The following is a 24,289-nucleotide window of genomic DNA, read 5'->3' as shown; positions in this document are numbered from 1 at the left end:
CGCTGCGGTGAACACCGAATCCATGCGCCGGGTCCCGGCTTTCGCCGGGACGCCGGGCAACGGTCAGTCAGTGCCGAGAAGTGCGGCCGCCTCGGCTTCGGTGAGCACCTCGTAGGCGTCCGATTCCCGGTTGTACCACCAGGTATCGGGTCCGGGCCGCGGGCGACCCTTGGCCTGCACCGCGCGGGTGGACGGACGGTAGGACGAGCTGCGCGGGATCTCATCGACGATGTACACGATGTCGGGGCGCTGGTCCGGATCGAGGGCCCGCACCGCCTCGGTCACATCCTTGGGTTCCAGCCGGAAGCCCTTGCGGATGCTGACCGCCGCCACCGCCAGTGCGTGCTCGCCGACGGGCAGGCCATAGGCGACCTCCATATCGACCGCGGTGATGTCGTTGAGGGTATCGACGATCGGTTGGGTGAATACCGGTCCGCGGGCGCTGTGGATCACCGTATCCCGGCGATCGACCAGCCAATAGTCACCATCGCCATCGCGGCGGAACAGGTTCTCCGTCGGCATCCAGGCATCGCCCGCCGTGAACACACCGCGCAGTCCGCCATCGGAGAGATCGATGCCCTCGGTCGCCTTGCCGAGCAGCAAACCGACCTCGTTATCGGCGCAGCGGCGCGCGAAGCCGGACGCGTCGGTCCGGATCTGCCCCGTCACCGGGTCGTAGGCGACCAGTTCCACCTTGGCGGTGCCCGGCACCGGGCGGCCCTTGCAGCCCGCCTTAACACCGGTCACATTGGCCAGCACCACATCGCCCTCGATGGACGCGTAGAACTCCAGCACCCGGGCTGGCGCGAACTGCTCGGTGGTGCGCCGCCACAGCCCGGCGGGCATGCCCGAGCCGATGAACAGCCGGATCGGATGCCACATGGGGGTGGCAGTCGGCGGAGCCGACGGGGTGGGTGAGCGATGCCCGGCCGGGAAAACCTCGGCGTCGAGGATGTCGCGCAGCATGGTCCAGGTGTAGGTCACCACCGTGACGCCGTAGCGGTGCACCTCCTCGACGAACCGGGTCGGATCCAGCGATCTGGCCAGCGCGATCCGGCTGCCGCCCGCGATCGCACCACCGAGGCTCACCAGCAGACCGGACGAATGATGCAGCGGTGCAAGGCATAGGACGGTGTCCTTGCGATCCAGATCGGCCGAGGTCGCGGTGCCGAAGGCGGACAGGGCCCAGCGGTGGTTGGTGATGTACTTGGCCTCGAGCCGGTCGCCGGTGCCGGTGACGAGCACGAAGGCCAATTCGCGCGCCAGACCCGGATCCGGGCGGTACCAGGCGGGCAGCTGCACCTGGGTGGGATCGATCTGCTCGAGGTCGATCACGTTCTCGCTCACCGGAATATCGAGGGTGCGCGCATCGCCGCCGCCGAGCACCAGCACCCGGGTACCGGTGGCCGCCGCGGACCGCAGGTTCTCCGGATCCGAGACCAGGGCCTTGATACCGGTGAGCTCGATGGCCCGGTCCAGTTCGCTGCCTGGGGCGAGCAGTACGGCAACCGCGCCGAGGCGCGAGAGCGCGGCGACGGTGGCCAGCGCGCTCGGCCGGGTCTCCATCACCACCCCGACGCGAATGGCCGGGCGGATGCCGACGGAAATGAGCCCGCGCACCACATTATCGATACGCGCGTTGACGGCCGCATTGGTGTGCACGCGATCGTCGAAGAGGAACAGATCACGCAGCGGAGCGCGGCGCGCCTGCTCGGCGACCAAGCGGCCCAATGAGATTCGGGTATGCGGCTGGATCATGCCGAGCCGGGTCAGCCGCGGCAACGTCCGTGCGGCCTCACCGGCCAGTTCGATGGAACCGCGCACGGTATTGCTGGCGATACCTTCCAGCGCCTTGCCGACACCGGCGCCCGCCTCGGCGAGGGTGGCCGCGGTATGTACGACGCGGGTGGCCGCCGAACTCGGCCGGTTGGTCGCGACATGTTCGGTCATCGGCGCGATTTCCGGCGGCAGCGGCTGATCGCCGTCCATCCAATCGATCCACTGACGCACCAGCGGCCAGGTGTGCCGGGTCGCCATGCTGCCCGCGACGAGGCCGAAATGTCCTGCCACCAAACTGGCTTCGTAGACCTCGGCATTGGGCGCGGCCCGCACGATGCCGCGCACCGCGGCGGGCTGGCCGATATCGTCGACCTCGCCGACGAAGGCGAGGATCGGGCACTTCAGTTCGGCCAGCGAAATCGGCTGATCCCGGATCACGAAGCCACCCAGCATCAGTCGGTTGTGTGCCACGAACTGCTTGAGCAGATCGGCCGCCGCCGGGCCCGCATAGCCCACCCAGCCGTCACTGTTGAGGAATCGGCGCTGACGTTCCTTGGGCAGCAACGCCTCCCGATCGTGCAGCTGGCGCACGAAGTCGATGCGCGATTTGGCGGTCTTCATCGGGTCGAGCATCTGGAAGCCGAGCCGGACCATGGAATCGGTGATCGGCAACCGGGTCACCACATGGTCGGCCAGGAACTCCGCGACGTCGGAAACCATGCCGTACGGCAGTCCGAACGGCATCCCCGCCACCACATCGACCGGGCTGCCGAAGGTCACGATGCTCTCGACACCCTTGCCGAACCGGTAGGCGGTGGTCTGATAGGCGAACATGCCGCCCTGGGAGTAGCCCATCAGATGCACGCTGCTGCCGGTCGCATCGCAGACCGTATCTATGGCGCTGTTGATCGCGAGGACGTGATCGGCCAGATCCCGTTCCCAGCCGCCCTCCTCACTGGCGGGCGAACCGAAATCGACCACCCAGCAGTCGATTCCGCCGCGGTGCAGAATGCCGACCGCACCGTCCTCGGCGTTCACATCCCAGATATCGGCGTTGACCATCAGCGGCGGCACCAAGACCGCGACCGGGCGCCCCGGGGTCGTATCGTCGGGGAAGTAATGGCGCAGCCGATACATTCTGCGCCGTTCCACTATCTCGAACGGCGAACCCTCGACATCGTGGGTCAACCCGCCGAAGCGGATGACCTCGAGGCCGTTCTGGGCCGTCGCCATCAACCGCTGCACCGACCCGACCACACTCTTGGCATTGAACTTCACGATCGCTCCTGGCCCTACCCTGCAAAGTGACCCGCATCACACACCCCGATGTGCTCAGACGAGCTTCCCACACCGTGTATCCATTATGTGTCCGCTGTGACCGGTTCCATGCCAGGTGGGGCCGATCTTCCGAATGTTCGCCGCATGGGTATGGAGACGGCGCGCAGAAAGATACCGACCGTTCAGACACGTCCCAGAAGTCCGGATTCATCCCAGGACGTTATCTGCGGTTGTCCGTATCGAGTTCGTGTCGTAACCATCCAGAAAACAGACCGGCATACTCGCGGCTTGTTCTCCGAAATTTCCCTGCGCACAGCATCTTTCGCGGTCTAGGATCGATGCCGTTCGGAACGCAATGTCGCGTAAGCCAATTCGCACGAGAGAGTCGGTTCCTTTTTTTATGTCTCGGTCCGTCCTATCTCTCGGCAACCACCTCGTCTCAGCCTCGACAGGCATGCCGCCTGTCGAATTGCTGTGAACAGCAACCGAATCTGAAGTGCCGTCGACTACCAGTGCACCACAATCGCCCGTCTCGGTGACCATCTCAGGTGAGGACAACGCATGACCATCGAAATGCCAGTCCAAACAGAAAACAACGTTCGCAAGAGCCTCAGCACCGGTGCCGCCCAGCAGCTCGCGCACACCACCAAGTCCGAGCCGCAGATGCAGGGCATCACCTCGCGCTGGCTCACCCGCATGCTGCCGTGGACGCAGGTCAACGGCGGTATCTACCGAGTCAACCGCCGCCTGACCCATACCGTGGGCAACGGCGAGGTCGAGTTCGTCATCGACGGCTCGCACGCCAGGGTGATCCCGATGGAACTCACCGAACTTCCGCAATTGCGGGACTTCGACGACGAGGAGATACTGCGCGCACTCGCCCAGCGATTCGAACAGCGTGATCTCGGGCCCGACACCGTGGTCGCAGAATTCGGCAATCCGATGAATCAGGTCATGCTGATCGTGCACGGCAAACTGAGCAAGATGGGCACCGGAGAATACGGCGAGCAAACCAAGTTGGGGATGCTCGCTGGAGGGGATTTCTTCGGTGCCGAAGCGCTCGTCGACGAGTCGGCTATTTGGCCGGTCACCGTCAAAACCGTCACTCAGACCACCATGTTGGTTCTCCCCCGGCAAACGCTCGACGAAATACTGGAATCCACCCCGGCACTCCGCGAGCAATTGTCCCGGGTGGCCGCCGCACCGGCCCGGCCACAAAATACCAAGGGCGAGGCGAATATCGAGATCTCCTCGGGACACTCGGGTGAACCGCTGCTCCAGGGCACCTTCGTCGACCTCGACGCTGCCCCGCGCGAATACGAACTCAGCCTGGCGCAGAGCGTCCTGCGCGTGCACACCCGGGTCGCCGACCTGTTCAACGACCCGATGAACCAGGTCGAGCAGCAACTGCGGCTCACCATCGCGGCGCTCTACGAGCGTCGCGAGAGCGATCTGGTCAATAGCCCCGATTTCGGACTGCTGCACAATTGCGACCTTAAGCAACGCATCTACAGCGAGTCCGGCGCGCCGACGCCGGACGATATGGATGAACTGCTCAGCATGCGGCGCAGCACGAAACTCTTTCTGGCACATCCGAAAGCAATCGCCGCCTTCGGTCGTGAATGTAGTAGGCGCGGGCTCTATCCCGATCCGGTCGAGGTGGACGGACACCGGGTCTTCGCCTGGCGCGGGGTCCCGATATTCCCGTGCAGCAAGATTCCGGTCAGCGATACCCAGACCACCTCGATCCTGGCCATGCGCACCGGCGAGAAGGATCAGGGCGTCATCGGACTGCATCAGACCGGCATTCCGGATGAATACGAGCCCAGCCTGAACGTCCGATTCAAAGGCATCGACGATCAGTCGATCATCTCCTACCTGGTCAGCTGCTACTACTCGGCGGCAGTGCTGGTGCCGGACGCGCTGGGCGTGCTCGACAACGTCCTGGTCGCCCGGCAGGCGGAATGACCGGGGTGGTGACCGATGTCGGTGCTCTCGCGTGTCTCGGCACCGGCGGCCACGAGTGATGTGGCCGCCGCGGTTGCCGCGCTGTTATCGAATCTCGATGCCACCGCTCCGCCGACGTTACCGCTAGCGGCTCCGCAACCACCGGAGGCCGCTGTTACACCTGAAAGCACGGAAATACCCGAATGCACAGCATTACCCGAATCGAACGGATCATCCGAAGCCGAGGTGGTGGAAGCTGATTCGCCCGAGCTGGACCGGTCCACCGAACCTACGACACCTGCTCCGCGCCGCCTCCTCGGACCCAGCGGACTCGGCGCGGCTGCGCTCCTACTCCCCGCGTCCGCGTCTGCGGAAGCGGGATTACCTACTACTGAGGTACCCGACCCCGCATGCACACCTACTATCCGGGCGGCTGGTTTCCAGCCGCCTCCAGTGGCGCTCGATGCCACATCGATCACTGTCGGCGCGGCGCAGGGGGCCGCGCCGACAGGATCGACGTCAACCGAGCAGAAATCCGCGCGGAGTCGAATTCCCCTCGGCCCCACGGGTTTGGGTACCGCGTCGGCCTACCTGCACGACACCGCGGCACCGATTCCACCGCTGTACTGTCCGCCGCCGCTGCGCGACGACCCGGCATTGGCCGAACTGGTCAATGATGGGCTCATCGCCTGGGCCGGGGATATCGGCCTCTACGCCGGACGGCTGGATGAACTGCGCGATGCCGACTTCGGCCGCCTGATCATGCTCGCCCATCCGGACAGCAACGATCCCGACCGACTGCTCGCCGCCGCCAAATGCGCGGTCTCCGAATGGGCGGTCGATGACTACTACTGTGATGAGGGAGCCGATGACACCGCACCCGACGGCACGCCTTCCAGCGCCGAGACCGAACTCGGTCCGCGGCTCGAATTGGCTGCCGCCGCAATAGATCCCGTCTATCTGCCAGCGCGCTACGCGCCCCAGCTGGAACGGGCCATGCAGGCCGATCCGATCCTGCGCGCGTTCCGCACGTCCTTCGAGCATCTGTCCCGGTATGCGACCCCGGCTCAGCTCGCCCGATTGCGCACGGAGATCGCCGGATGGTTCATCGCGCTCGGTGCGGAAGCCGGTTGGCGGGCCGCACACCGCATGCCACCGGTATGGGAGTACCTCGCCAACCGGCAACCGCACAGTTTCCTGCCGTGTATGGCACCGATCGATGTGGTCGGCGGATATGAGCTCCAGGCCGCCGAGTACACCGATCCGCGGGTGCGCCGGGTGGTCACCACGGCCGCGCTCGCCAGTCAGATGGTGAACGACCTGTACTCGATGGCGCGCGAAGACCGTTCGGAAGGTAGGGAATTCAACCTGCCGACGGTCTTGGCGGCGGAGGAGCGGTGCTCCCGGCGCGAGGCGGTGGTGCGCACGGCCGCCATCCACGACGAGCTGGTGCACCGATTCGAACAGGAAGCGGGGCCGCTGGCGGCCGTCGGATCGGCCGAACTGCGTCGATTCCTCGGCGGACTGTGGGCCTGGATGGGCGGCAACCGCGCCTGGCACGCCGCGAGTAAGCGCTACAACGAGTCGAATTAGCCAGTACCGCAACGAAATCAGTAGTAACGCAACAAGACGAGAGGATGATCAGGCATGACCATGCTCAATCCGGACACGGGGTCCGTCCTGCGCACCAGCTACCAGAAGGCCGTTGCCGAGTACTGGAACAACAACCCGAACGACGACCGGGTCAATGTCAAACTCGGGGAGGTCGACGGACTCTTCCACCACCACTACGGCATCGGCGAACCCGATCAGGCGGCGCTGGCCGGACCGGCGGACACCCGCGAGGAGCGGATCGTCAGGGAACTGCACCGCCTGGAGACCGCGCAGGCCACGCTGCTGCTGGACCACCTCGGCGATATCCGGCCGGGCGATCGGCTGCTCGATGGCGGATCCGGCCGCGGCGGCACCAGTTTCATGGCCGGTCAACGGTTCGGCTGTCAGGTCGACGGTGTGACCATCTCCGAATATCAGGTCGGCTTCGCCAAGGGGCAGGCCGCGCACCGCGGTGTGGCGGATAGGGTGCGCTTCCACTTCCGGAATATGCTGGACACCGGCTTCGACACCGGATCGATGCGTGGCATCTGGACCAACGAAACCACCATGTACGTCGATCTCGCCGAACTGTTCGGCGAATTCTCCCGGCTGCTCGAACCCGGAGGTCGCTACGTCTGCATCACCGGTTGCTCCAACGATGTCAGCGGCGGGCGCTCGTCCTCGGTCAGCTGGATCGACGCCCACTACGGCTGCATGATCCATCCGCGCAGCGAGTACTTCCGGGCCATGGCCGACCACAATCTGGTGCCGATCAATGTGATCGATCTGACCGCCGCGACCATCCCCTACTGGGAGCTGCGCACCGAATCCGAGCTGGCGACCGGTGTGGAAAAGCCGTTCCTGACCGCCTACCGGGAGGGCAGCTTCCAGTACCTGCTCATTGCCGCCGATAAGGTGGGCCGGTGACGGAAACGCTGACCAAGCCGATCACCGACCGCGAGGCCCTGCCCGTCGAACTCGTCGACGACGCCGGGTACGCGGTCGGTGCGTGCCCGGTGGCGCAGGCTCATACCGCGCCGGGACTGCTGCACCGCGCGTTCTCGGTGCTGCTCTACGACGGCGCGGGGCGGGTGCTTCTGCAGCAGCGCGCCGCGGTGAAGACGCGGTTTCCGCTGCTGTGGGCCAATACCTGCTGTGGGCATCCGGCGCCGAATGAGCCGGTGGCGGCGGCCGCCGCGGTCCGGCTCGGGGAGGAGTTCGGGTTGGCCACCGCACTTACCGAGGTCGGCATCTTCCGGTATCACGCCGAAGACTCCGTGACCGGTCGCGTGGAACACGAATGGGATCATGTGCTCATCGGCCGGTTGAGTGCGGAGTTCTTGCAGAGCGCCGCACCGCGCCCCGATCCGGCCGAAGTCGCCGACTACGCGTGGATCCAGCCGGATGCCCTACGCGACGCGATCGCCGACCATCCCGAGAGCTACACGCCGTGGCTGCTGGGCGTGCTCGAGATCGCGGACGAGGCGGTACGGGTTATCTGAGAAGGTCGTCCCGCTGGCCCGGCCAAGGCCGGTATGCGGGCCGGGCCGAGGCAGCCATCGATCGCCTCCGGCGTTATCTCGTGGTCGGTGTTGATCCGCGCGTGTGGCTGCCCGGTCCGGACTCGCCGCCCGTGCGGTTGCCGCCAGGTGGGAATGCAGATGCTGGACCGATGCCGTGTGGGGAAGACGGAACGCGATTCCCGCGCACCCGCTGGCCGCATCGTGGCCTGGTCCGCGCGAGCGCGAACCGCGGTCGCAATCCGAGCTTCGTCACCTCTTCGGGCGGTAAATCGAGCTGAGCACGAGCTGGTCCCTCGCCTCTTTGCTGCTCTTTTGGATCGACACATGCGGGTCCGCCCGCAACCACTCTTTCCTGTCACATTTCATGCTTTGATGCGCATATCTACGTTTCGGCAAATATCTGGCCCGCATCCCGCCGATGCGGTGCTTGTCACACTGCACAAACCTTCGAGAACTCACAGGAACGGCACAGCGTCCAGCCAGGTCCGACTTGCATCCTCGATCGGGTACGAGCTTGTGGAATTAGTGAGGTGCACGATGGTCGAACTCGAAGTCGCGGACGATAAGGTGACGGTTCGCGTACTCGGCGGGCACCGTCTGCTGGCGCTGCGCGAGCATGTGACCTTCGATCTGGCCGATATCACCGAGATCACCACCGCACCGGTCGACCTGCGCCCACCGTGGGTCCGCGCGCCCGGCACCTTCTTTCCCGGCGTGATCGCCGCCGGCACCTACCGAGGTAGGGGCCGAAAAGAGTTCTGGGACACCAGATTCGTCGGCCAGGCCATTCTCATCGACCTTGCTGGCCCCGGCTTCACCCGTCTGGTCGTCGATGTCGACGATCCCGATGCCGCCAAGCGAGCCCTCACCGCGGCCGTCGCGGCCTGACCGAAATCCCTTCCCCCACTCATGGATTCGAGCCGAACGACCGCAGCGGCCCGGTGTACGGCTTGGGTGGCGGAGTGGCGAACTCTCCCCTACCCGATTTGCGTAGGCCGAGGGTGATCAGCGATTGCACGGTGAGGGTGGCGGCGGCGACGCCGTCGATCACCGGGACGCCGATCTCGTCGCGAATGTGGTTGCACAGGTCCGCCATTCCCGCACAGCCGAGCACGATCGCGTCGGAACCGTCGGCGTCCACGGCATCGCGGCAGGCCTCGGTGACGATTTTGCGGGCGTCCGGATCGGTCTCCAGCGCGAGCACCGGAATTTCGCAGGCGTGCACGCCGCGGCAGTGGCACCGCATGCCATAGCGGTCCACCAGATCGGTGGCGCGACCGATGGTACGGCTGAGTGTGGTGACGATGCTGAAGCCGCGGCCGAGATGGCTGGCCGTATGCATGGCCGCCTCCGCGATCCCGATTACCGGGCCGCTGGCCAGTTCACGGGCCGCGTCCAGGCCCGGATCGCCGAAGCAGGCGATCACATAGCCGTCGACACCCTCCTGCTCACCGCGCTGAATGGCGGCCAGCACGCCAGGAACGCTGAGCGCTTCGTCGTAGTGGCTTTCGATCGAGGCAGGACCCATCTCTGCGGTGACCGCGTCGAGCAGTGTGCCCGGGCCCGCCACGGCCTTGGCGCACTGCTCGATCGTGTCGGTCATCGCCCGCGTGGTGTTCGGGTTGACGACCCGGATGCGCATCAGGCAGCGACCCCCTTGACTGCCAGTCGGGTTTGCGTCGCCAGCAGGTAGTAGGTGACGAAGCCGAGCCCACAGCCGATGAACCAGCTGTACTGCGCGGCGGTGTACATGCCGGTGACATCCTTGACGAGCACCGGGATCACCGCGACGATCGCGCCGAGGGCCGTGGCGATGATGGCGGCGGGGTTGTACCCCTTGCTGTACCAATAGGTTCCGGTCTCCGACCGGGTGAACAGGTCGTCGATTACTACCTGCTGCTTGCGCACCAGGTAGTAATCGGCGATGAGCACGCCGAACAGCGGGCCGATGAACGCCCCGAGCACCTCGAGGGTGTAGTGGATGACCTCCGGATTGTTGTAGAGGTTCCATGGCGTGATCAGGATCGAGCCGACCGCGGCGATCATGCCGCCCGCGCGCCAGCTGATGCGCTGCGGACTGACATGGGAGAAGTCGAAGGCCGGAGAGATGAAGTTGGCGACGATATTGATGCCGATGGTGGCGATGGTGAAGGTCAACGCGCCCAGCACGATCGCGAAGGTGCTGTCGATACGTGCCACCGTCGCAACGGGATCGGTGATCAGCTCACCGTAGACCGGGACGGTCAGCGATGCGGTGATCACGACCAGCAGCGAGAACAGCAGGAAGTTGACCGGCAGCCCGAGCAGATTGCCGCGCCGCACCGCGGCGAAACTCTTTCCGTAGCGGGAGAAGTCGCCGAAGTTCAGCATCGGGCCGGAGAAATAGGAGACCACCAGTGCGATCGCGCCGAGCATGACCGGTACCGAGGCCCAACCCGTGTACTTCACCTCGCCCAGTTTCAGATCGATGGCACTCCAGCCCGCCTTGGCGATCAAATATCCGCAGAGCAGGAACATCACGACATACACAGCGGGACCGCAGAAGTCGATGAACTTCCGGATCGATTCCATGCCGCGCCAGAACACACCGGCCTGCACCACCCACAGCAGCAGATAGCTGCCCCACCCGAGCAGCGAAAGTCCCAGGAACCCGTAGTCATCCACGACCGCATACGGTGCCAATCCCGGAAATAGCTTCACCAGAACGACATCCAGCGCCGCCGAGGCGAGAAAGGTCTGAATTCCATACCAGGCGACGGCGATCAGACCGCGGATGATGGCCGGGATATTGGCGCCGAGCACCCCGAAGGCACTGCGGCACATGACCGGATACGGCACGCCGGTGACCTGGCTCGGCTTGGCGACCAGATTGCAGAAGAAATAGACGATCGTGATCCCGATCAGCAGCGCAGCGAGCACCTGCCAACTGGCCAGTCCGAGCGCGAACAGGCTGCCCGCGGTGACGTAGCCGCCGACGCTGTGCACGTCCGACATCCAGAAGGCGAAGATGTTGTAGGAACCCCAGGTCTGCTTGCGCAGCGGTGCCAGGTCCGCATTGGTCAGTCGTGGGTCGTATGCGGGTGCTGATGGTGCCGCGGGTGCGACCGGTGTGGTGAGCGTTTCGGTCATGGTGTGTCCCATCCGAGGGCGAAACTGTGATCGAAACGACGGTAGAAACCACGCATTGCCCCACCATTGCGCAGTTATTGCCCGGCTATTGCGCGACAGATATATCTTCCGGCGCCAGCAGGCCGGTATCGGTGGGCAGCGTCGTAATGACCGTCTCCAACCTGCTGTGATGCCGTTCGGCCGCCAGCAGCAGGCGATCCACGTCGCGTGCCATGAACGCGTCGAGCATCAGGGCGTGATCGGTATGCAGGCGTACCCGGTCGGCACGGCCGATATGCACCATCGACTGCACCGGCTCGGTGACATTCCACGCCGACTCCAGCATGTGCAGCAGCCGGAACATGCGCGACGGTTTGGTCAGTGCCACGTGGAAATCGCGCGATCGGCGGTGGTAGGCGACCGGGTCGTCATCCCGAATCGCCTGTTCCAATAGCGAATTCAGCTCGAGCAACTGCGCACGGTCGGCGGCGGTGGCATTGCGGGCGGCTGCTGCCAGTGAAGCGGTTTCCAGGGTCTCTCGCACGATATACATTTCGCGCAGCTCATTGGGGGTCAGCTGGGCCACCGCGTACCCGCCGTGTGGCTGATGCGTCACCAGCCCCTCCCCGATCAATGTCTTGAGCGCCTCCCGCACCGGGATATGGCTGACGCCGAATAATTCGGCGACCTCGCGCAGCGGAATGACGGTGCACGGCGGCGCGGCCCCGTCGAGAATCACCCGGCGGAGTTCGCCGAGGATCACTTGCGGTCGGCCTGGTTCATCGACAACCAGCCTCGCGAGCAGCGCCGATCGTCTTCTCGGTGGCATGCGGACACGCTATGCGAGCCGTGTTGCGATCGCGGGGCCCGATGTGACGGTCAGGAAACGTTCACCGAACCGACCGGTCGCGTGGTCGGCTCGATTCGGATATCGGCACCTTCGAAGGCGCCATCACCACCGTGTCATGCTGTTAGTCGGTCGAACGACAGGGGTATTCCGATGACACTTACGACAACGCAGTCGGTGGATCGTCGCTATGTGCGCCTGGTCGCCGAATTCGACAGGCTGTTCCGACGCCCCAGCGATGGCGGCGGCGCACTCGTGGTCTACCAGCACGGCGAACCCGTGGTGGACGTATGGGCCGGGTTCGCACATCCCGGCGTGCCGTGGGCCGCCGATACCGTGGCCATGGCCTACTCCACCGGAAAAGGCGTTGTCTCGACGCTGGCGCACCGACTGGCCGAGCGCGGACTGTTCGATTACGACGAGCCGGTCGCCACCTACTGGCCCGAATTCGCGGCCGCGGGTAAGCAGCGGATAACGGTCCGCGAGATGCTCACGCATCGGGCGGGTCTACACCGGTTGCGTGCACTGCTGCCGGGACCGGTGGAGCGGTTCTTCGACGACGCCGAGGTCACCGCCGCTCTCGCGGCATGCTCCCCCGATCCGCGCCACACCTACACCAGCGGCTACCACGGAATTTCCTTCGGGCATTTGGTCGCCGAGCTCATCCGCCGGGTCACCGGCGCGGACTTCACCGAGATTCTGCGCACCGAAATCGCGGAACCGCTTGCCGCGGAAGAACTCTGGTTCCGTGTGCCGGAAACCGAGCGCGGTCGGATCGCCACCAACTTTCCCCGGCTCACCGTCGCCGGAATGAGTTGGGAAAATAGTGCCCGGCTCATGGGCCGGACCCGTTTCGCGGCGGCCGCGGAAACCACACCGTGCGGGTTCGCCGATCTGGTTTCCGATCCGCGCCTGCACGATTCGGTCATGCCGGGCGTCAACGGCGTGTTCTCCGCGCGTGCGCTGGCCAGGATGTACAGCGCGCTCGCAACCAATGGTCGGCTGGGCGATGTCCAGCTGTTGCGTCCGGAAACCATCGAGCAGATCACCCGGCGTCAGGTCTTCACTCCCGATTACGTTCTCGCCTTCCGCATTCCGTGGGCGTTGGGCTTCCACGGCGTTCCGATGAAGCCCTCGAAGGCCGAACCCGTCGCCGCCTTCGGCCATTTCGGGCTCGGCGGCTCCGGTGCTTTCGCCGATCCGGCGACCGGGATTTCGCTGGCTTTCGTCACCAACCGTCTCGGCGGGAAGCTCACACCGTTGGGCGATGCTCGGTTGGCACGTCTCGGGACGATCGCACACAACATCGCGAAGGCTGGGTGACAGGCGGAGCACACTCCCGCCGACGGGGTCACCGCGGCACCCGGAAGGTAGCAGGGCAATGTGGTGTAGCCCATCGAGCTGCTGGAGGCGATGCGCCGCACCGACACCCGAAGCTGGTGGCGATGCAACACTCCAGCTGACGGTGTCGTCGGCCCAGCACCTCGGCCCGAGCGCCCACTGTTGCGCCGATGCTGCGGACTCATGCGGATTCGGCGCAGCGACAGATGCTGAGCGCGCGACCACACTGCCGCAATCATCGGATGATTTCGACATGTAGCCCCGCATTCGGCCTGGGGGCTGGCAGCATGGGCGCATGGAGTTGCTGGGACTGGAGCGGATCGAGGCGGCCGCGGCGGCATTGGCGCCGGTGATTCGGCGGACGCCGGTGGTCGCGTCACGTGTGTTATCCGAATGCGCCGGGACGGAGGTGCGGCTGAAGTGCGAGAACTTGCAGCGGACCGGATCGTTCAAGCCGCGAGGTGCGTACTTCCGCATCGCGAATCTTCCGGCGACGGATCGGGCGCGGGGCGTGGTCGCGGCCAGTGCCGGAAATCATGCGCAGGGGGTAGCGTGGGCCGCCGCTACGCTGGGGATTCAGTCGACAGTATTCATGCCGGTTGGCGCGTCGCTGCCGAAGTTGGTGGCTACCAAGGCGTATGGGGCCGAGGTGCGGCAGGTGGGTGAGACCGTCGACGACTCACTGGACGCCGCATTGGATTACGCCGAGCGGACCTGTGCGACGCTGATCCATCCGTTCGACCACCCCGATATCGTGGCCGGACAGGCAACGGTGGCCTTGGAGATCATCGAGCAGATGCCGGATGTCGGGACGGTGCTCGTGCCGACCGGCGGTGGCGGGCTATTGGCCGGCGTCGCCATCGCACTGCACCATGTCGCACCGCAGGTGCGGGTGGTGGGGGTGCAGGCGGCGGAGGCGGCCGCGTGGCCGGATTCGCTGGCGGCGGGTAAGCCGGTGCGGGTGGCGCGCATGTCGACCATGGCCGACGGTATCGCGGTCGGGCTGCCGGGTGAGGTGCCGTTCGCGCATGTGGCCGCGCATGTGCCCGCAGTGGTGACGGTGGAAGAGGATGCGCTGTCCAAGGCGCTGCTGCTGTGTCTGGAACGGGCGAAGCTGATCGTCGAGCCAGCGGGTGCCGCGGCGGTGGCAGCCCTGATGAGTTATGCGCCCGAGGAACTCGGGCTGCAGGGTCCGGTGTGCGCGATACTGTCCGGCGGCAATATCGACCCCATGATGCTGACCAGGATCATCGGACACGGCCTTGGTGCCGCGGGCCGCTATCTCGCCGTGCGCGTGACGATTTCGGATCGGCCGGGTGCGCTCAGCGGACTGCTCGCGGTGGTCGGCAAGACCAGTGCGAGCGTCGTCGATGTGGTGCATTCACGGACCGGCGGATGGCTCGCCGTCGACGAGGTCGAGGTATCGCTGACCTTGGAGACGCGCGGTCCGGCCCATCGCGACGATGTGCTCGCCGCACTGGAGAATTCGGGCTACATGGTGCGGGTGGAGGACTGAGCGCATGGCGACCGGCCGCGCCGAGTGTGCACGTTTCGCAAGCCCGACGGAGATTGCCGGATTCGTCGAAAAGTGCACGCTCAGTACGGTTCCGAGTCGGGCGGTCAGCACTTCCGCTTGTAGAAGTACTTCGAGTTCGCATCCATATCGGCCTGGGTGATCGCCACCATATCGGTTTGGATATTGCGGGTGACCGGCTTACCTTCCAGCGCGGCCGCGGCCTGGTCGACGCCCTTGGCGCCGATCCCACCCGGATCCTGGGCGATAAGTGCCTGTACCGTACCGGCTTTCAGGTCCTCGACCTGTTTCGGGCTCGCGTCGAAGCCGACCAGCTTGACCTGGCCGAGTTTATTCGCATTGCGCAGCCCGGTGGCCGCGCCCTCGGCCGAGCTCAGATTGGTGGCGAAGATGCCCGCGAGGTCGGGATGGGCGGCCAGGGTCGCGGTGACGATCGAAGCCGCTTGTGCCGCTTCATTATTGTTGTACTGCACCCCGAGCGAGGTCACACCCGGGTAGGCCTTCACCGCGTCTTCGAAACCCTGCGCACGCGCGTCGGTGGTGGAGGTTCCGGCCTTGGTATTGATCACCAGCACCGGCCCCTTGTCACCGATCAGCTTGGCCAGGGTCTGGGCCGCGAGTTCGCCGCCCTTCTTGTTATCGGATGCGATCGACGACAGTGCGATGGAGGTGTCGTCCAGCGCGGTATCGACCTCGATGATTTTGATCCCGGCGTCTTTGGCCTGTTTGATCGGATTCGCCATCGCCGTCGCATGGGTCGGCGCGATCAGAATGCCGCCGGGCTTATTGGCCACCACACCGGTCAGCACCGGAGTCTGCGCGCCCGCGTCGAATTTCGTCGGCGCCTGCGTCTCCAGTTTGTAGCCGAGTTTATTCGCCTCGTCCTGTGCGCCGCACTGCATGGAGATGTAGAAGGGTTCGTCGGCGACGCCGGGAATCAACACCAATTTCTTGGTATCCGTTCCGCCGGAATTGCTCACCGACCCACTACATCCCACCACCAGCGTGCCGACCGCCGCCATCGCGCCGATCACCACCGCGGTCCGCTTCGCCACCCTCATCTGGCTACCTCCGCCTTATTTTTCCTATCGCGCAGTGTTGTAACTGCGTACCTCTCTATTTGCGGTCCCGTGCCCGGCGGCGCAGCTGGTCGAACCACACCGCCCCGACCAGAACCGCGCTCACCGCGATCGGCTGCCAGAACACCGGCACCCCCGCGATAACGAAACCCTTGCGCAAGACCGACGGAATGAAGACGCCGATGACCGTGCCGACAATCGTGCCGATACCTCCGAAAAGGCTGGTGCCACCGATGACGACACCGGCGATGGCATCGAGATTGTCGGTGCCGTGCCCACCGATGGTGGTGGTGCCGAAGTAGGCCAGATTCATGAATCCGGCCAGCCCGGCCAACAACCCGGTCATCAGATAGACCAGCACGAGGTGGCGGGTGACCGCGATACCCGAACGCCGTGCGGCCTCCTCATTGGAACCGATCGCGTAGGTGTAGCGGCCGAATCGGGTGGTGTGCAGCAGCCAGGCGGCGAGCAGCGTCACCGCAGTGGCGACCAGCACCAGATTCGGCACCCCGCCCAGCGATGTCCCGAAACCCAGGGAATTGCGCAGTTTATCGGGGACGGTTCTGGTGTCGACGCCACCGGTGATCAGTTGTGCCGCACCGAGTGCCGCGCCGAAGGAACCGAGCGTGACGATCAGCGGCGGAATCTTGGCCTTGGCCACCAGAATTCCATTGAGCAGACCCCAGATGCCGCCGCCGACAACGGACATGAGGAAGCCGAGGCCGATGATCCCCCAGCCCGCCGCGGTGGCGTTCTCATCGGGACTCAGCCATTCCATCGTCTTCGCGCCGAGCACCCCGGCGAAGATCAGCACCATGCCGACCGATAGGTCGATGCCGGAGGTGATGATCACGAAGGTCATCCCGACCGAAAGCACCAGCAGCACCGAGGTTTCGATCAGCAGCGTCTGCAGGGTGAAGCGGGTCGGGAAGGCATCGGGACGGATGATGCTGAACACCACGCACAGCGCCACGAGCACCACCCCGATCCACAGCGTGCTCGCGCCGAGCAGCCGTTGCAGGACAGTGCGTTCCGGCAGGTCGGGGCCGCCATTTGCCTCGGCGGTCGCGGCTTTGGACCCACCGCTCGTCGAATCGCTATGTGATGCTTCCCGCCCACCCGTCACCCGACCGCCACCACTCATCGAATCGCTTCGCGATGCTTTCCGCCCACCCGTCACCCGACCGCCACCCCTCATCGAATCGCTTCGCGATGCTTTCCTCATTTGGCGTCCTCATCTGACAGCGCTCCGGTCATCGCGCCGACCAACTGCTCGAGCGTTGCGTCGGCGGCGACGAACCGAGCGACCCGCTTACCGAGGCGCAGCACTTCGATCCGGTCGGCCACGGCCAGCACCTCCGGCATATTGTGGCTGATCAGCACCACGGCAATGCCCTGATCGCGCACCTTCCGGATCACCTCGAGCACCCGCTCGCGCTGCACCACGCCGAGGGCCGCGGTCGGCTCGTCCATGAAGACGACCTTGCTGGCCCACATCACCGCGCGCGCCACGGCCACGCTCTGGCGCTGGCCGCCCGACAGCGCACCGATCGGCACATCGGTGCGCTGCAAGGTGACGCCGAGTCGCCGGAAATGTTCGACGGCCTGGGTCCGCATCGCACCCTTATCGAGCATGCCCAGTTTGCCCGCCAAGCCGCGACGAACCAGTTCCCGGCCGAGAAACAGATTCGCGGCCGGGTCCAGATCGGGCGCGACAGCGAGGTCCTGGTACACCGTTTCGACGCCGAGTTTGCGAGCGGCGGTGGGCGTACTGAGCACGGTTTCCGCACCGTCGAGCAGGATTGCCCCCGAATCCGGTTGTTCAGCCCCGGAAAGGCATTTCACCAGCGTGGATTTGCCTGCGCCATTGTCGCCGATCAATGCCACGACCTCACCGGCGCGGACCTGAAAGTTGGCTCCCCGCAACGCCTCGACGCTACCGTAGCGTTTCACCAGGGTCTGGGCCTCGAGGACCACATCGCCCACATCCGATGTCATCCCGTCACCCACGTCGACTCAGGTGAGCAAGCGTCCAATCCATCGGCCGATGCTACGTTCGCCGCCACCTCTCATGGGACGATTTCGGCAAAATGCGCAGGGCGCAACGAAACCGATCAGTCCCACCAGAAGCGCCAGAGCTGCCGCATCATGGACTCGGCCAGTTCGTCGAGTGAATCGCGATCCTGTTCGGCCGCGTCCGCGCAGTACAGATACCCTTCGAGTGCCAGTGCGAGCGCGCGGCCCTCACTCAGCTCCGGCTCGTGTTGGACACGCAGCCACACGGTGTCGGACTCCAGCGCGACGAGCTCACATCCGCGCTCCGACGCAGCCCACCGCCGCAGCACCAGCGCGTGATCGGCACCGTCGATATCGTGGTTCAGCGCACCCGACCATTGCAGTTCATAGGGGACCAACCAGGAATTCGCGGCGGGCACCAGCGCCAGCTGATCGAACTCCTCGCAATCGTCGCGGATATTCCAGACATCCGCCCAATCGAATCCTTCGTAGTCGTAGAGCTCGAGATCCAGATCGGCCCAATCCGGTCCGCCCCGTGGAATCGACCAATCCTCGGCCGACAGCTCGCGATACTGTTCGCGGAGCCAGTCGGCACCGTCGGTCTTCGCGATGAACTCCGGAACCGACAGGTCGCGCGAACGCTCCCAACCGTGCTCGGGCCCGGTCCGGTACCAGGTATCGGTCTTGGTCAGCAGCGGCCACAGTCCGGTCTTCGGATGCACCTCCCGCACCTGCTCCCACAGCTCGGTCGCCGCATAGCCCGGCTCGGTCGATACCACCCACACCGGAGCCCCGGCGACCGTTCGATCGACCACCGACGCCGCCGGAAGCTCGATTCCGTACGCCGCCAACGCCTCCACCGGATCATTGCCCGCGAACGGCACCGCCACCGGCTGTGCCTGCCTATCCGGCGTGAAGGTCCCTGCCCCGAAATGTCTTCTCATGAGTCGGCATTCAACAGCCACCCACCGACAAATTGCGAGCGGATGTCATTGAGCGCCACCGAGTTCCAGCGCCAAGACGCCGACGATCACCAGTGCGATGCCGCCGACCTGGATCAGCGAGAGCCGTTCATCGAGGAACAGCACACCGATGACCGCAATGGCCGCGACGCCTACCGCAGACCAGATACCGTAGGCGACGCCGATCGGCATGCCCCGTTTCAGCGCCTGGGAGAGGAAGAAGAAGGCCGAGCCGTAGCCGATGACCACGATGATCGAGGGCACCAGTTTGGTGAAACCCTCGGAGAGCCTGAGGGATACGGTCGCGGTGATCTCTGAGGCGATGGCCAGCGCGAGCAACAGCAGGGTCATTCGCGCAGCGTAACCGGGGCGGGTGCGGCACAGGCATGTGGTTGTGGCCGCAAGGATTTGGGTGCCTCGACTACAAGGTCGATAGCGGAGACTCCGGTCGCGGGGTTGCCTGGCGACAGGTCCGGCACAGGTATCGCCTACCGCTACGGTAGTCGAACGAGGAGGAGCTATGGACGCATCGGCGGTCGTGATCGCACTGATCGTCGTGCCGATTGTGCTGGTTGTCGCGCTTCTGGCGGTGGCGATTCCGTTGTCGATGCGCGCCGAGCGCGCCCGCAGGGCGGGCCTGCGGCAGTGGGCGGCGCAGCACGGGTGGACCTTCGTGGAGAGCTCGCGGGCTCCGTGGATGTCGCGTCTGCCCGGCCACCGTCGACAGCGCGTCGGTGTGACGCTGACCGGGCAGATCGGTGGCCGCTGGGTGACTGTGGCGGATTATTCGTACGAGACGACATCCACGTCGACATCGTCGTCATCCACGTCGACATCGTCGTCCGCGTTGGGCGAGGGTTCCACCACAACTCATACGAAGACCCATACGAAGACCCATACGCACCGCTTCATCGTGGTTGTCGTACTGCTGGATCGCCCGCTGCCCCCGGCCTCGGTCCACAGCCGAGGTGCCATGTCCAAGCTCGGTCGGTCACTGTTCGGCGACAAACCGACGGCGACGGGCGACGAACGGTTCGACTCGCGATTCCGGATCGCCTCGGCCGATCCCGGCTATGCGCGATGGCTGGTGGGCAGGCCGCTACGGGAGGCACATCTCGCCGGAGCCGTCCCCGACTGGAGCCTCGCCGGTCAGGAACTGCTGAGCTATCGCCCGGGCCAGATGCGTCACCCGGACGCGACCCCGGCGCTCGCCGCACCACTGCTGCACGTGGCGGATCTACTCGGCCGCGACTTCGGTCCGGCGTCGATCAACGTGGACGCTCGACAGTGACAACCCAGCGCATCCTGCTGCACCTGCGGCCCGGCCAAGTATGGCGCAACGGCAATTCCTAGCCGCACGTTCGTGGTGTGGCGCAGTCCAGGCTGCACCCCCCTTGGCGGTCCGGACAACACCGCCCGTGGCGGTCCGGGCTGCCCCACCCCAGGCCGTCTGGACGGCACCACCCTTGGCCGTCTGGACGGCACCCTCCCTGACGGTTCGGACGGCACCACCCTTGGAAGTCCCGGTTGAGCGGTCGATTACCCGCGCAATTCCGAGACCGCGTGCCGGATCTCGTCGAGCTGGGCCGCGACCTGCACACCCGCGGTGCCGCCACGGGCATTGCGGGAGGCGATCGAGCCCTGCACGGTGAGCACTTCGCGGACCTGCGGCGTGAGCGCCGGGTCGATGGCGGCGAACTCGGTATCGGTCAGCTCGTCCAGGCCGACGCCACGCGCCTCGGCGGCACGCACGCACGCACCCGCCGCCTCGTGTGCGACGCGGAACGGAACGCCCTGCCGGACCAACCATTCGGCGATATCGGTGGCGAGGGTGAAACCGGCGGGTGCGAGTTCGGCCATGCGGTCGGTGTGGAAGGTCAGGGTCGAGACCAGGCCCGCGATCGCCGGGAGCAGCAGTTCCAGCTGGGCGACCGAATCGAACAGGGGCTCCTTGTCCTCTTGGAGGTCCCGGTTATAGGCCAGCGGTTGGGCCTTCAGGGTCGCCAGCAGTCCGGTCAGGTTGCCGATGAGGCGACCGGCCTTACCGCGGGTGAGCTCGGAGACGTCCGGATTCTTCTTCTGCGGCATGATCGACGAGCCGGTGGACCAGGCGTCGGCGAGGGTGACGTAGCCGAATTCCGGTGTGCTCCAAATGATCACCTCTTCGGCCATCCGGCTCAGATCGACACCGATCATGGCGAGTACGAATGCCGCCTCGGCCGCGAAATCGCGCGCGGAGGTGGCATCGATCGAATTCGCCGCCGAGGCATGGAAATCCAGTTCGGCCGCAATGGCTTCCGGATCCAGTCCGAGCGAGGAACCGGCCAGCGCGCCGGATCCGTAGGGCGAGACCGCCGCGCGCTTGTCGAAGTCGACCAGCCGATCGATATCGCGCAGCAGCGGATGTGCGTGCGCGAGCAGATGGTGTGCGAGCAGCACCGGCTGCGCGGCCTGCAGATGCGTCTTGCCCGGCATTACCGCGTCCGGATGCGCGGCGGCCTGGGCGACCAGTGCGTCGACGATATCGAGCAGTCCGGCGGCGATCCGGCGGGCCGCATCGCGCAGCCACATCCGAAACAGCGTGGCCACCTGGTCATTACGCGAACGCCCGGCCCGCAGTCGCCCGCCGAGTTCGGGGCCGACCCGATCGATCAGCCCGCGCTCCAGTGCGCCGTGCACATCCTCATCGGCCTCGGCCGGGGCGAAAGCACCCGAATCCACGTCCGCCGCAAGCTGATCCAGTCCGGCCAACATGGCGGCGAGGTCGCTCTCCGACAGCAGCCCGGCCTTGTGCAGCACCCGCGCATGCGCCTTCGACGCGCGAATATCGTAGGGGGCCAGCGCCCAGTCGAACTGGGTCGACTTGCTCAGCGCGGCCATTGCCGCGGCCGGTCCGGACGCGAAACGTCCGCCCCACAGCGCCCCTTCGTTGGTGCTGCCGCTCTGCGTCATCGTGTGCTGTCTCCTCCGGGTCGTCGGGCGGTGAACAAAATGTGGGTTTTCAGTTGGATTGCGGCCGCTTCGGGTACATCCCGGCCGCGGCTGCGCAGCACCTCGGCCGGATCGGCGCGCGACACGGTCCAGCCGTGTTCGGTGAACCAGTCGATCGGATCGCTGCGGCCCTCATCGGAGTACCACAGTTCGCCGACATCGACCCCGACGTCGACCCCGACGGATCGCGCCTCCTGCAATGCCTTCGGGGCCGGGGCGGAACCGGATGAGCGGTAGATCGCGACGCGACTGCCCGGTGCGCTCGATGCCACGATGCTGTCGAACAGCCGGTCCTGGGCGTCCGCGGGGAGGTAGCGCAACAGTCCTTCGATCAGCCATGCGGTCGGCACGGCCGGATCGAATCCATTGTCCCGCAACGCCGCTGGCCAATCCTGGCGCAGATCCACCGCGATCGCGCAGCGCTGCGCCGCGGGCGGGAAGTCCGCAAGCGCGCTCTCCTTGAACTCCAGCACCTTCGGCAGATCCAGCTCGAAAACCGTTGTGCCGACCGGCCATTCGATCCGATAGGCTCTGGCATCGAGTCCTGCGGCGGGGATGACGATCTGCCGGATGCCGTCGGCGGCCGCCTCCTGCGAGTAGGCGTCGAGGTAGCAGGTGCGTGCGATCAGGGCCGAGATAATGGGTCCCATCGACGCTATCGCGGCCTCCTCGAGATCCGGGATCTCGCCGCGCACGATGCGCGTCCAGGATTCCGAACCGACGGCGGTCACCAGCACTTCGGCATACGGGTCATGGAACAGTGCGTCCGGACGGCGGCTCTCGGCGGCTCGCATTGCCGCGACGCCAAGGGCGGTGGCGCCCACGCTCGATTCGATATCCCAGCTGTCGTCGTCGGTCCGCATGGTGCTCCCTTCGGGTCGGCGACCGCAGCGCCGACCCGTTCGAGCCTAGTGGTCACCGGCGGACGGAGACCGTCCTCGGCCCGCGCGCTCGCTACTTCTGATTCAGGTCGCGACGCGCCGCGACCTTCGAGGACAGGCCGTGGATCTGTACGAAGCCCTTCGCCAGCGACTGGTCGAAGGTGTCGCCCTCGTCGTAGGTCGCCAGGTTGAAGTCGTAGAGCGACTGCTCGGAGCGGCGGCCGTTGACCACGACCGAACCGCCGTGCAGCACCATCCTGATCTCGCCGGTGACGTGCTCCTGGGTTTCGGCGATGAACGCGTCCAGCGCGCGCTTGAGCGGGGAGAACCAGAGGCCGTCGTAGGCCAGCTCGCCCCAGCGCTGCTCGACCTGGCGCTTGTAGCGGCCCAGCTCGCGCTCGATGGTGACATTCTCGAGTGCCTGGTGCGCGGTGATCAGCGCGATGGCGCCCGGGGCCTCGTAGATCTCACGGCTCTTGATGCCGACGAGGCGGTCCTCGACCATATCGAGGCGGCCGACACCCTGACGTCCGGCGCGGTGGTTCAGTTCGACAATCGCCTCGAGCACGCTGACCGGGCGGCCGTCGATGGCGACCGGCACACCCTTGTCGAAGGTGACGATGAGTTCGTCCGGCGCTTCGAAGTTGACCGTCGGGTCCGAGGTGTAGTCGTAGACGTCCTTGGTCGGCGCGTTCCAGAGGTCCTCCAGGAAGCCGGTCTCCACCGCGCGACCCCACACGTTCTGGTCGATCGAGAACGGCGACTTCTTGGTGACATTGATGGGGAGCTGGTTCTCCTCGGCGAAGGCGATGGCCTTCTCCCGGGTCCAGGCATAGTCGCGGACCGGCGCGATCACATTCAGATCGGGGGCGAGCGCGCCGATGCCGACCTCGAAACGCACCTGGTCGTTGCCCTTACCGGTGCATCCGTGCGCGACCGTGCTCGCGCCGTGGAACTTGGCGGCCTCCACCAGATGCTTGACGATGAGCGGACGGCTGATCGCCGAAACCAGCGGGTACTGGCCCATGTACATCGCGTTGGCCTGGACGGTCGGCAGGCAGTACTCGTTGGCGAACTCGTCGCGCGCATCGACCACGATCGCCTCGACCGCACCGCAGTCCAGCGCGCGCTGGCGCACCACGTTCATATCCTCGCCGCCCTGGCCCAGATCGATGGCGACCGCCACGACCTCGGCGCCGGTCTCCTTGCCGATCCAGCTGATCGCAACGGAGGTATCGAGCCCACCGGAGTAGGCGAGTACGACGCGCTCGGACATGTCTATGTGCTCCTCGGTTTCGTGCTTGTCTGCAGGTCGTGCCCGTAGCGGCGGGCGGTAGGCGCGGCGCGCGCCGAACGCGCCCATCGCACGTCAGGCGGCCCACACCGTCGTACAAATGATTATGCATGACG

Annotated in this window: 20 protein-coding genes; 8 read left to right on the top strand and 12 right to left on the bottom strand. The window is 65.7% G+C overall.

The window, feature by feature from the left end:
• Positions 1-63: 63 nt before the first annotated feature.
• Positions 64-3,057 (bottom strand): acyl-CoA synthetase, encoded by a 2,994-nt coding sequence (locus ABZ293_RS34130; RefSeq protein WP_355187511.1) that lies wholly within the window; start codon positions 3,055-3,057, stop codon positions 64-66.
• 561 nt (positions 3,058-3,618) lie between these two features.
• On the opposite strand from ABZ293_RS34130, the gene ABZ293_RS34125 reads away from it, so the two are divergent.
• The 5 genes from ABZ293_RS34125 (at position 3,619) to ABZ293_RS34105 (ending at position 9,008) form a co-directional block, all read left to right on the top strand.
• A complete protein-coding gene (locus tag ABZ293_RS34125; RefSeq protein ID WP_355187509.1) occupies positions 3,619-5,025 on the top strand; it encodes a family 2B encapsulin nanocompartment shell protein in 1,407 nt (468 codons plus the stop codon).
• Positions 5,026-5,040: 15 nt separating this feature from the next.
• Positions 5,041-6,597, top strand: a complete 1,557-nt coding sequence (locus tag ABZ293_RS34120) for a family 2 encapsulin nanocompartment cargo protein terpene cyclase (protein WP_355187507.1) — start codon at positions 5,041-5,043, stop codon at positions 6,595-6,597.
• Positions 6,598-6,651: 54 nt separating this feature from the next.
• Entirely contained in the window at positions 6,652-7,524 is an 873-nt protein-coding gene (locus ABZ293_RS34115; protein WP_355187505.1) for a geranyl diphosphate 2-C-methyltransferase, read from the top strand.
• On the top strand, positions 7,521-8,099 hold the full coding sequence (gene idi, locus ABZ293_RS34110; RefSeq protein WP_355187503.1) for an isopentenyl-diphosphate Delta-isomerase: 579 nt from the start codon (positions 7,521-7,523) through the stop codon (positions 8,097-8,099). Before ABZ293_RS34115 ends, idi begins: the two co-directional genes overlap by 4 nt.
• A gap of 558 nt (positions 8,100-8,657) precedes the next feature.
• Positions 8,658-9,008: a hypothetical protein gene (locus tag ABZ293_RS34105; RefSeq protein WP_354960074.1), complete on the top strand. Its 351-nt coding sequence runs from the start codon at positions 8,658-8,660 to the stop codon at positions 9,006-9,008.
• A gap of 19 nt (positions 9,009-9,027) precedes the next feature.
• On the opposite strand, the gene ABZ293_RS34100 is transcribed toward ABZ293_RS34105, so the two are convergent.
• The 3 genes from ABZ293_RS34100 to ABZ293_RS34090 all read right to left on the bottom strand — a co-directional run bounded on the left by ABZ293_RS34100 (position 9,028) and on the right by ABZ293_RS34090 (position 12,057).
• Positions 9,028-9,762 carry an aspartate/glutamate racemase family protein gene (locus ABZ293_RS34100; protein WP_355187501.1) on the bottom strand — a complete coding sequence of 245 codons (735 nt, stop codon included), beginning with the start codon at positions 9,760-9,762 and terminating at the stop codon, positions 9,028-9,030.
• Complete coding sequence (locus tag ABZ293_RS34095; RefSeq protein ID WP_355187499.1) at positions 9,762-11,249, bottom strand: NCS1 family nucleobase:cation symporter-1; 1,488 nt, start codon at positions 11,247-11,249, stop codon at positions 9,762-9,764. The genes ABZ293_RS34100 and ABZ293_RS34095 overlap by 1 nt, the downstream gene beginning before the upstream one ends.
• Before the next feature lie 85 nt (positions 11,250-11,334).
• The gene (locus ABZ293_RS34090) at positions 11,335-12,057 is read right to left on the bottom strand and encodes a GntR family transcriptional regulator (protein WP_355187498.1); all 723 of its coding nucleotides are present in this window, start codon (positions 12,055-12,057) and stop codon (positions 11,335-11,337) included.
• A gap of 171 nt (positions 12,058-12,228) precedes the next feature.
• Here ABZ293_RS34090 and ABZ293_RS34085 point away from each other — a divergent pair, with 171 nt between their 5' ends.
• Both ABZ293_RS34085 and ilvA read left to right on the top strand, forming a co-directional pair.
• Positions 12,229-13,398 carry a serine hydrolase domain-containing protein gene (locus tag ABZ293_RS34085; RefSeq protein WP_355187496.1) on the top strand — a complete coding sequence of 390 codons (1,170 nt, stop codon included), beginning with the start codon at positions 12,229-12,231 and terminating at the stop codon, positions 13,396-13,398.
• 313 nt (positions 13,399-13,711) lie between these two features.
• Positions 13,712-14,932 carry a threonine ammonia-lyase gene (gene ilvA / locus ABZ293_RS34080; protein ID WP_355187494.1) on the top strand — a complete coding sequence of 407 codons (1,221 nt, stop codon included), beginning with the start codon at positions 13,712-13,714 and terminating at the stop codon, positions 14,930-14,932.
• 104 nt (positions 14,933-15,036) lie between these two features.
• Here ilvA and ABZ293_RS34075 read toward each other — a convergent pair whose 3' ends face one another.
• The 5 genes from ABZ293_RS34075 to ABZ293_RS34055 form a co-directional block, all read right to left on the bottom strand.
• Positions 15,037-16,011, bottom strand: coding sequence for an ABC transporter substrate-binding protein (locus ABZ293_RS34075; protein WP_355187492.1), 975 nt, complete (start codon positions 16,009-16,011; stop codon positions 15,037-15,039).
• A 55-nt stretch (positions 16,012-16,066) separates the two neighbouring features.
• A complete protein-coding gene (locus ABZ293_RS34070) occupies positions 16,067-17,173 on the bottom strand; it encodes an ABC transporter permease (protein WP_355187490.1) in 1,107 nt (368 codons plus the stop codon).
• Between the two features lie 77 nt (positions 17,174-17,250).
• Complete coding sequence (locus tag ABZ293_RS34065) at positions 17,251-18,015, bottom strand: ATP-binding cassette domain-containing protein (protein ID WP_355187539.1); 765 nt, start codon at positions 18,013-18,015, stop codon at positions 17,251-17,253.
• A gap of 128 nt (positions 18,016-18,143) precedes the next feature.
• A complete protein-coding gene (locus tag ABZ293_RS34060; RefSeq protein WP_355187488.1) occupies positions 18,144-18,989 on the bottom strand; it encodes a DUF4253 domain-containing protein in 846 nt (281 codons plus the stop codon).
• 45 nt (positions 18,990-19,034) lie between these two features.
• Positions 19,035-19,358, bottom strand: a complete 324-nt coding sequence (locus ABZ293_RS34055) for a multidrug efflux SMR transporter (RefSeq protein ID WP_355187486.1) — start codon at positions 19,356-19,358, stop codon at positions 19,035-19,037.
• 169 nt (positions 19,359-19,527) lie between these two features.
• Here ABZ293_RS34055 and ABZ293_RS34050 point away from each other — a divergent pair, with 169 nt between their 5' ends.
• Positions 19,528-20,298 (top strand): hypothetical protein, encoded by a 771-nt coding sequence (locus ABZ293_RS34050; protein WP_355187484.1) that lies wholly within the window; start codon positions 19,528-19,530, stop codon positions 20,296-20,298.
• 248 nt (positions 20,299-20,546) lie between these two features.
• Here ABZ293_RS34050 and argH read toward each other — a convergent pair whose 3' ends face one another.
• The 3 genes from argH to ABZ293_RS34035 form a co-directional block, all read right to left on the bottom strand.
• A complete protein-coding gene (argH, locus tag ABZ293_RS34045) occupies positions 20,547-21,959 on the bottom strand; it encodes an argininosuccinate lyase (RefSeq protein ID WP_355187482.1) in 1,413 nt (470 codons plus the stop codon).
• Positions 21,956-22,861 carry an SAM-dependent methyltransferase gene (locus ABZ293_RS34040; RefSeq protein WP_355187480.1) on the bottom strand — a complete coding sequence of 302 codons (906 nt, stop codon included), beginning with the start codon at positions 22,859-22,861 and terminating at the stop codon, positions 21,956-21,958. The genes argH and ABZ293_RS34040 overlap by 4 nt, the downstream gene beginning before the upstream one ends.
• A 91-nt stretch (positions 22,862-22,952) precedes the next feature.
• On the bottom strand, positions 22,953-24,155 hold the full coding sequence (locus ABZ293_RS34035) for an argininosuccinate synthase (protein WP_355187478.1): 1,203 nt from the start codon (positions 24,153-24,155) through the stop codon (positions 22,953-22,955).
• Between the last annotated feature and the right edge of the window lie 134 nt (positions 24,156-24,289).

This window comes from Nocardia sp. NPDC005998, assembly GCF_040614395.1.
GTDB lineage: Bacteria > Actinomycetota > Actinomycetes > Mycobacteriales > Mycobacteriaceae > Nocardia.
This window is presented reverse-complemented; position numbering and strand designations above follow the sequence as displayed.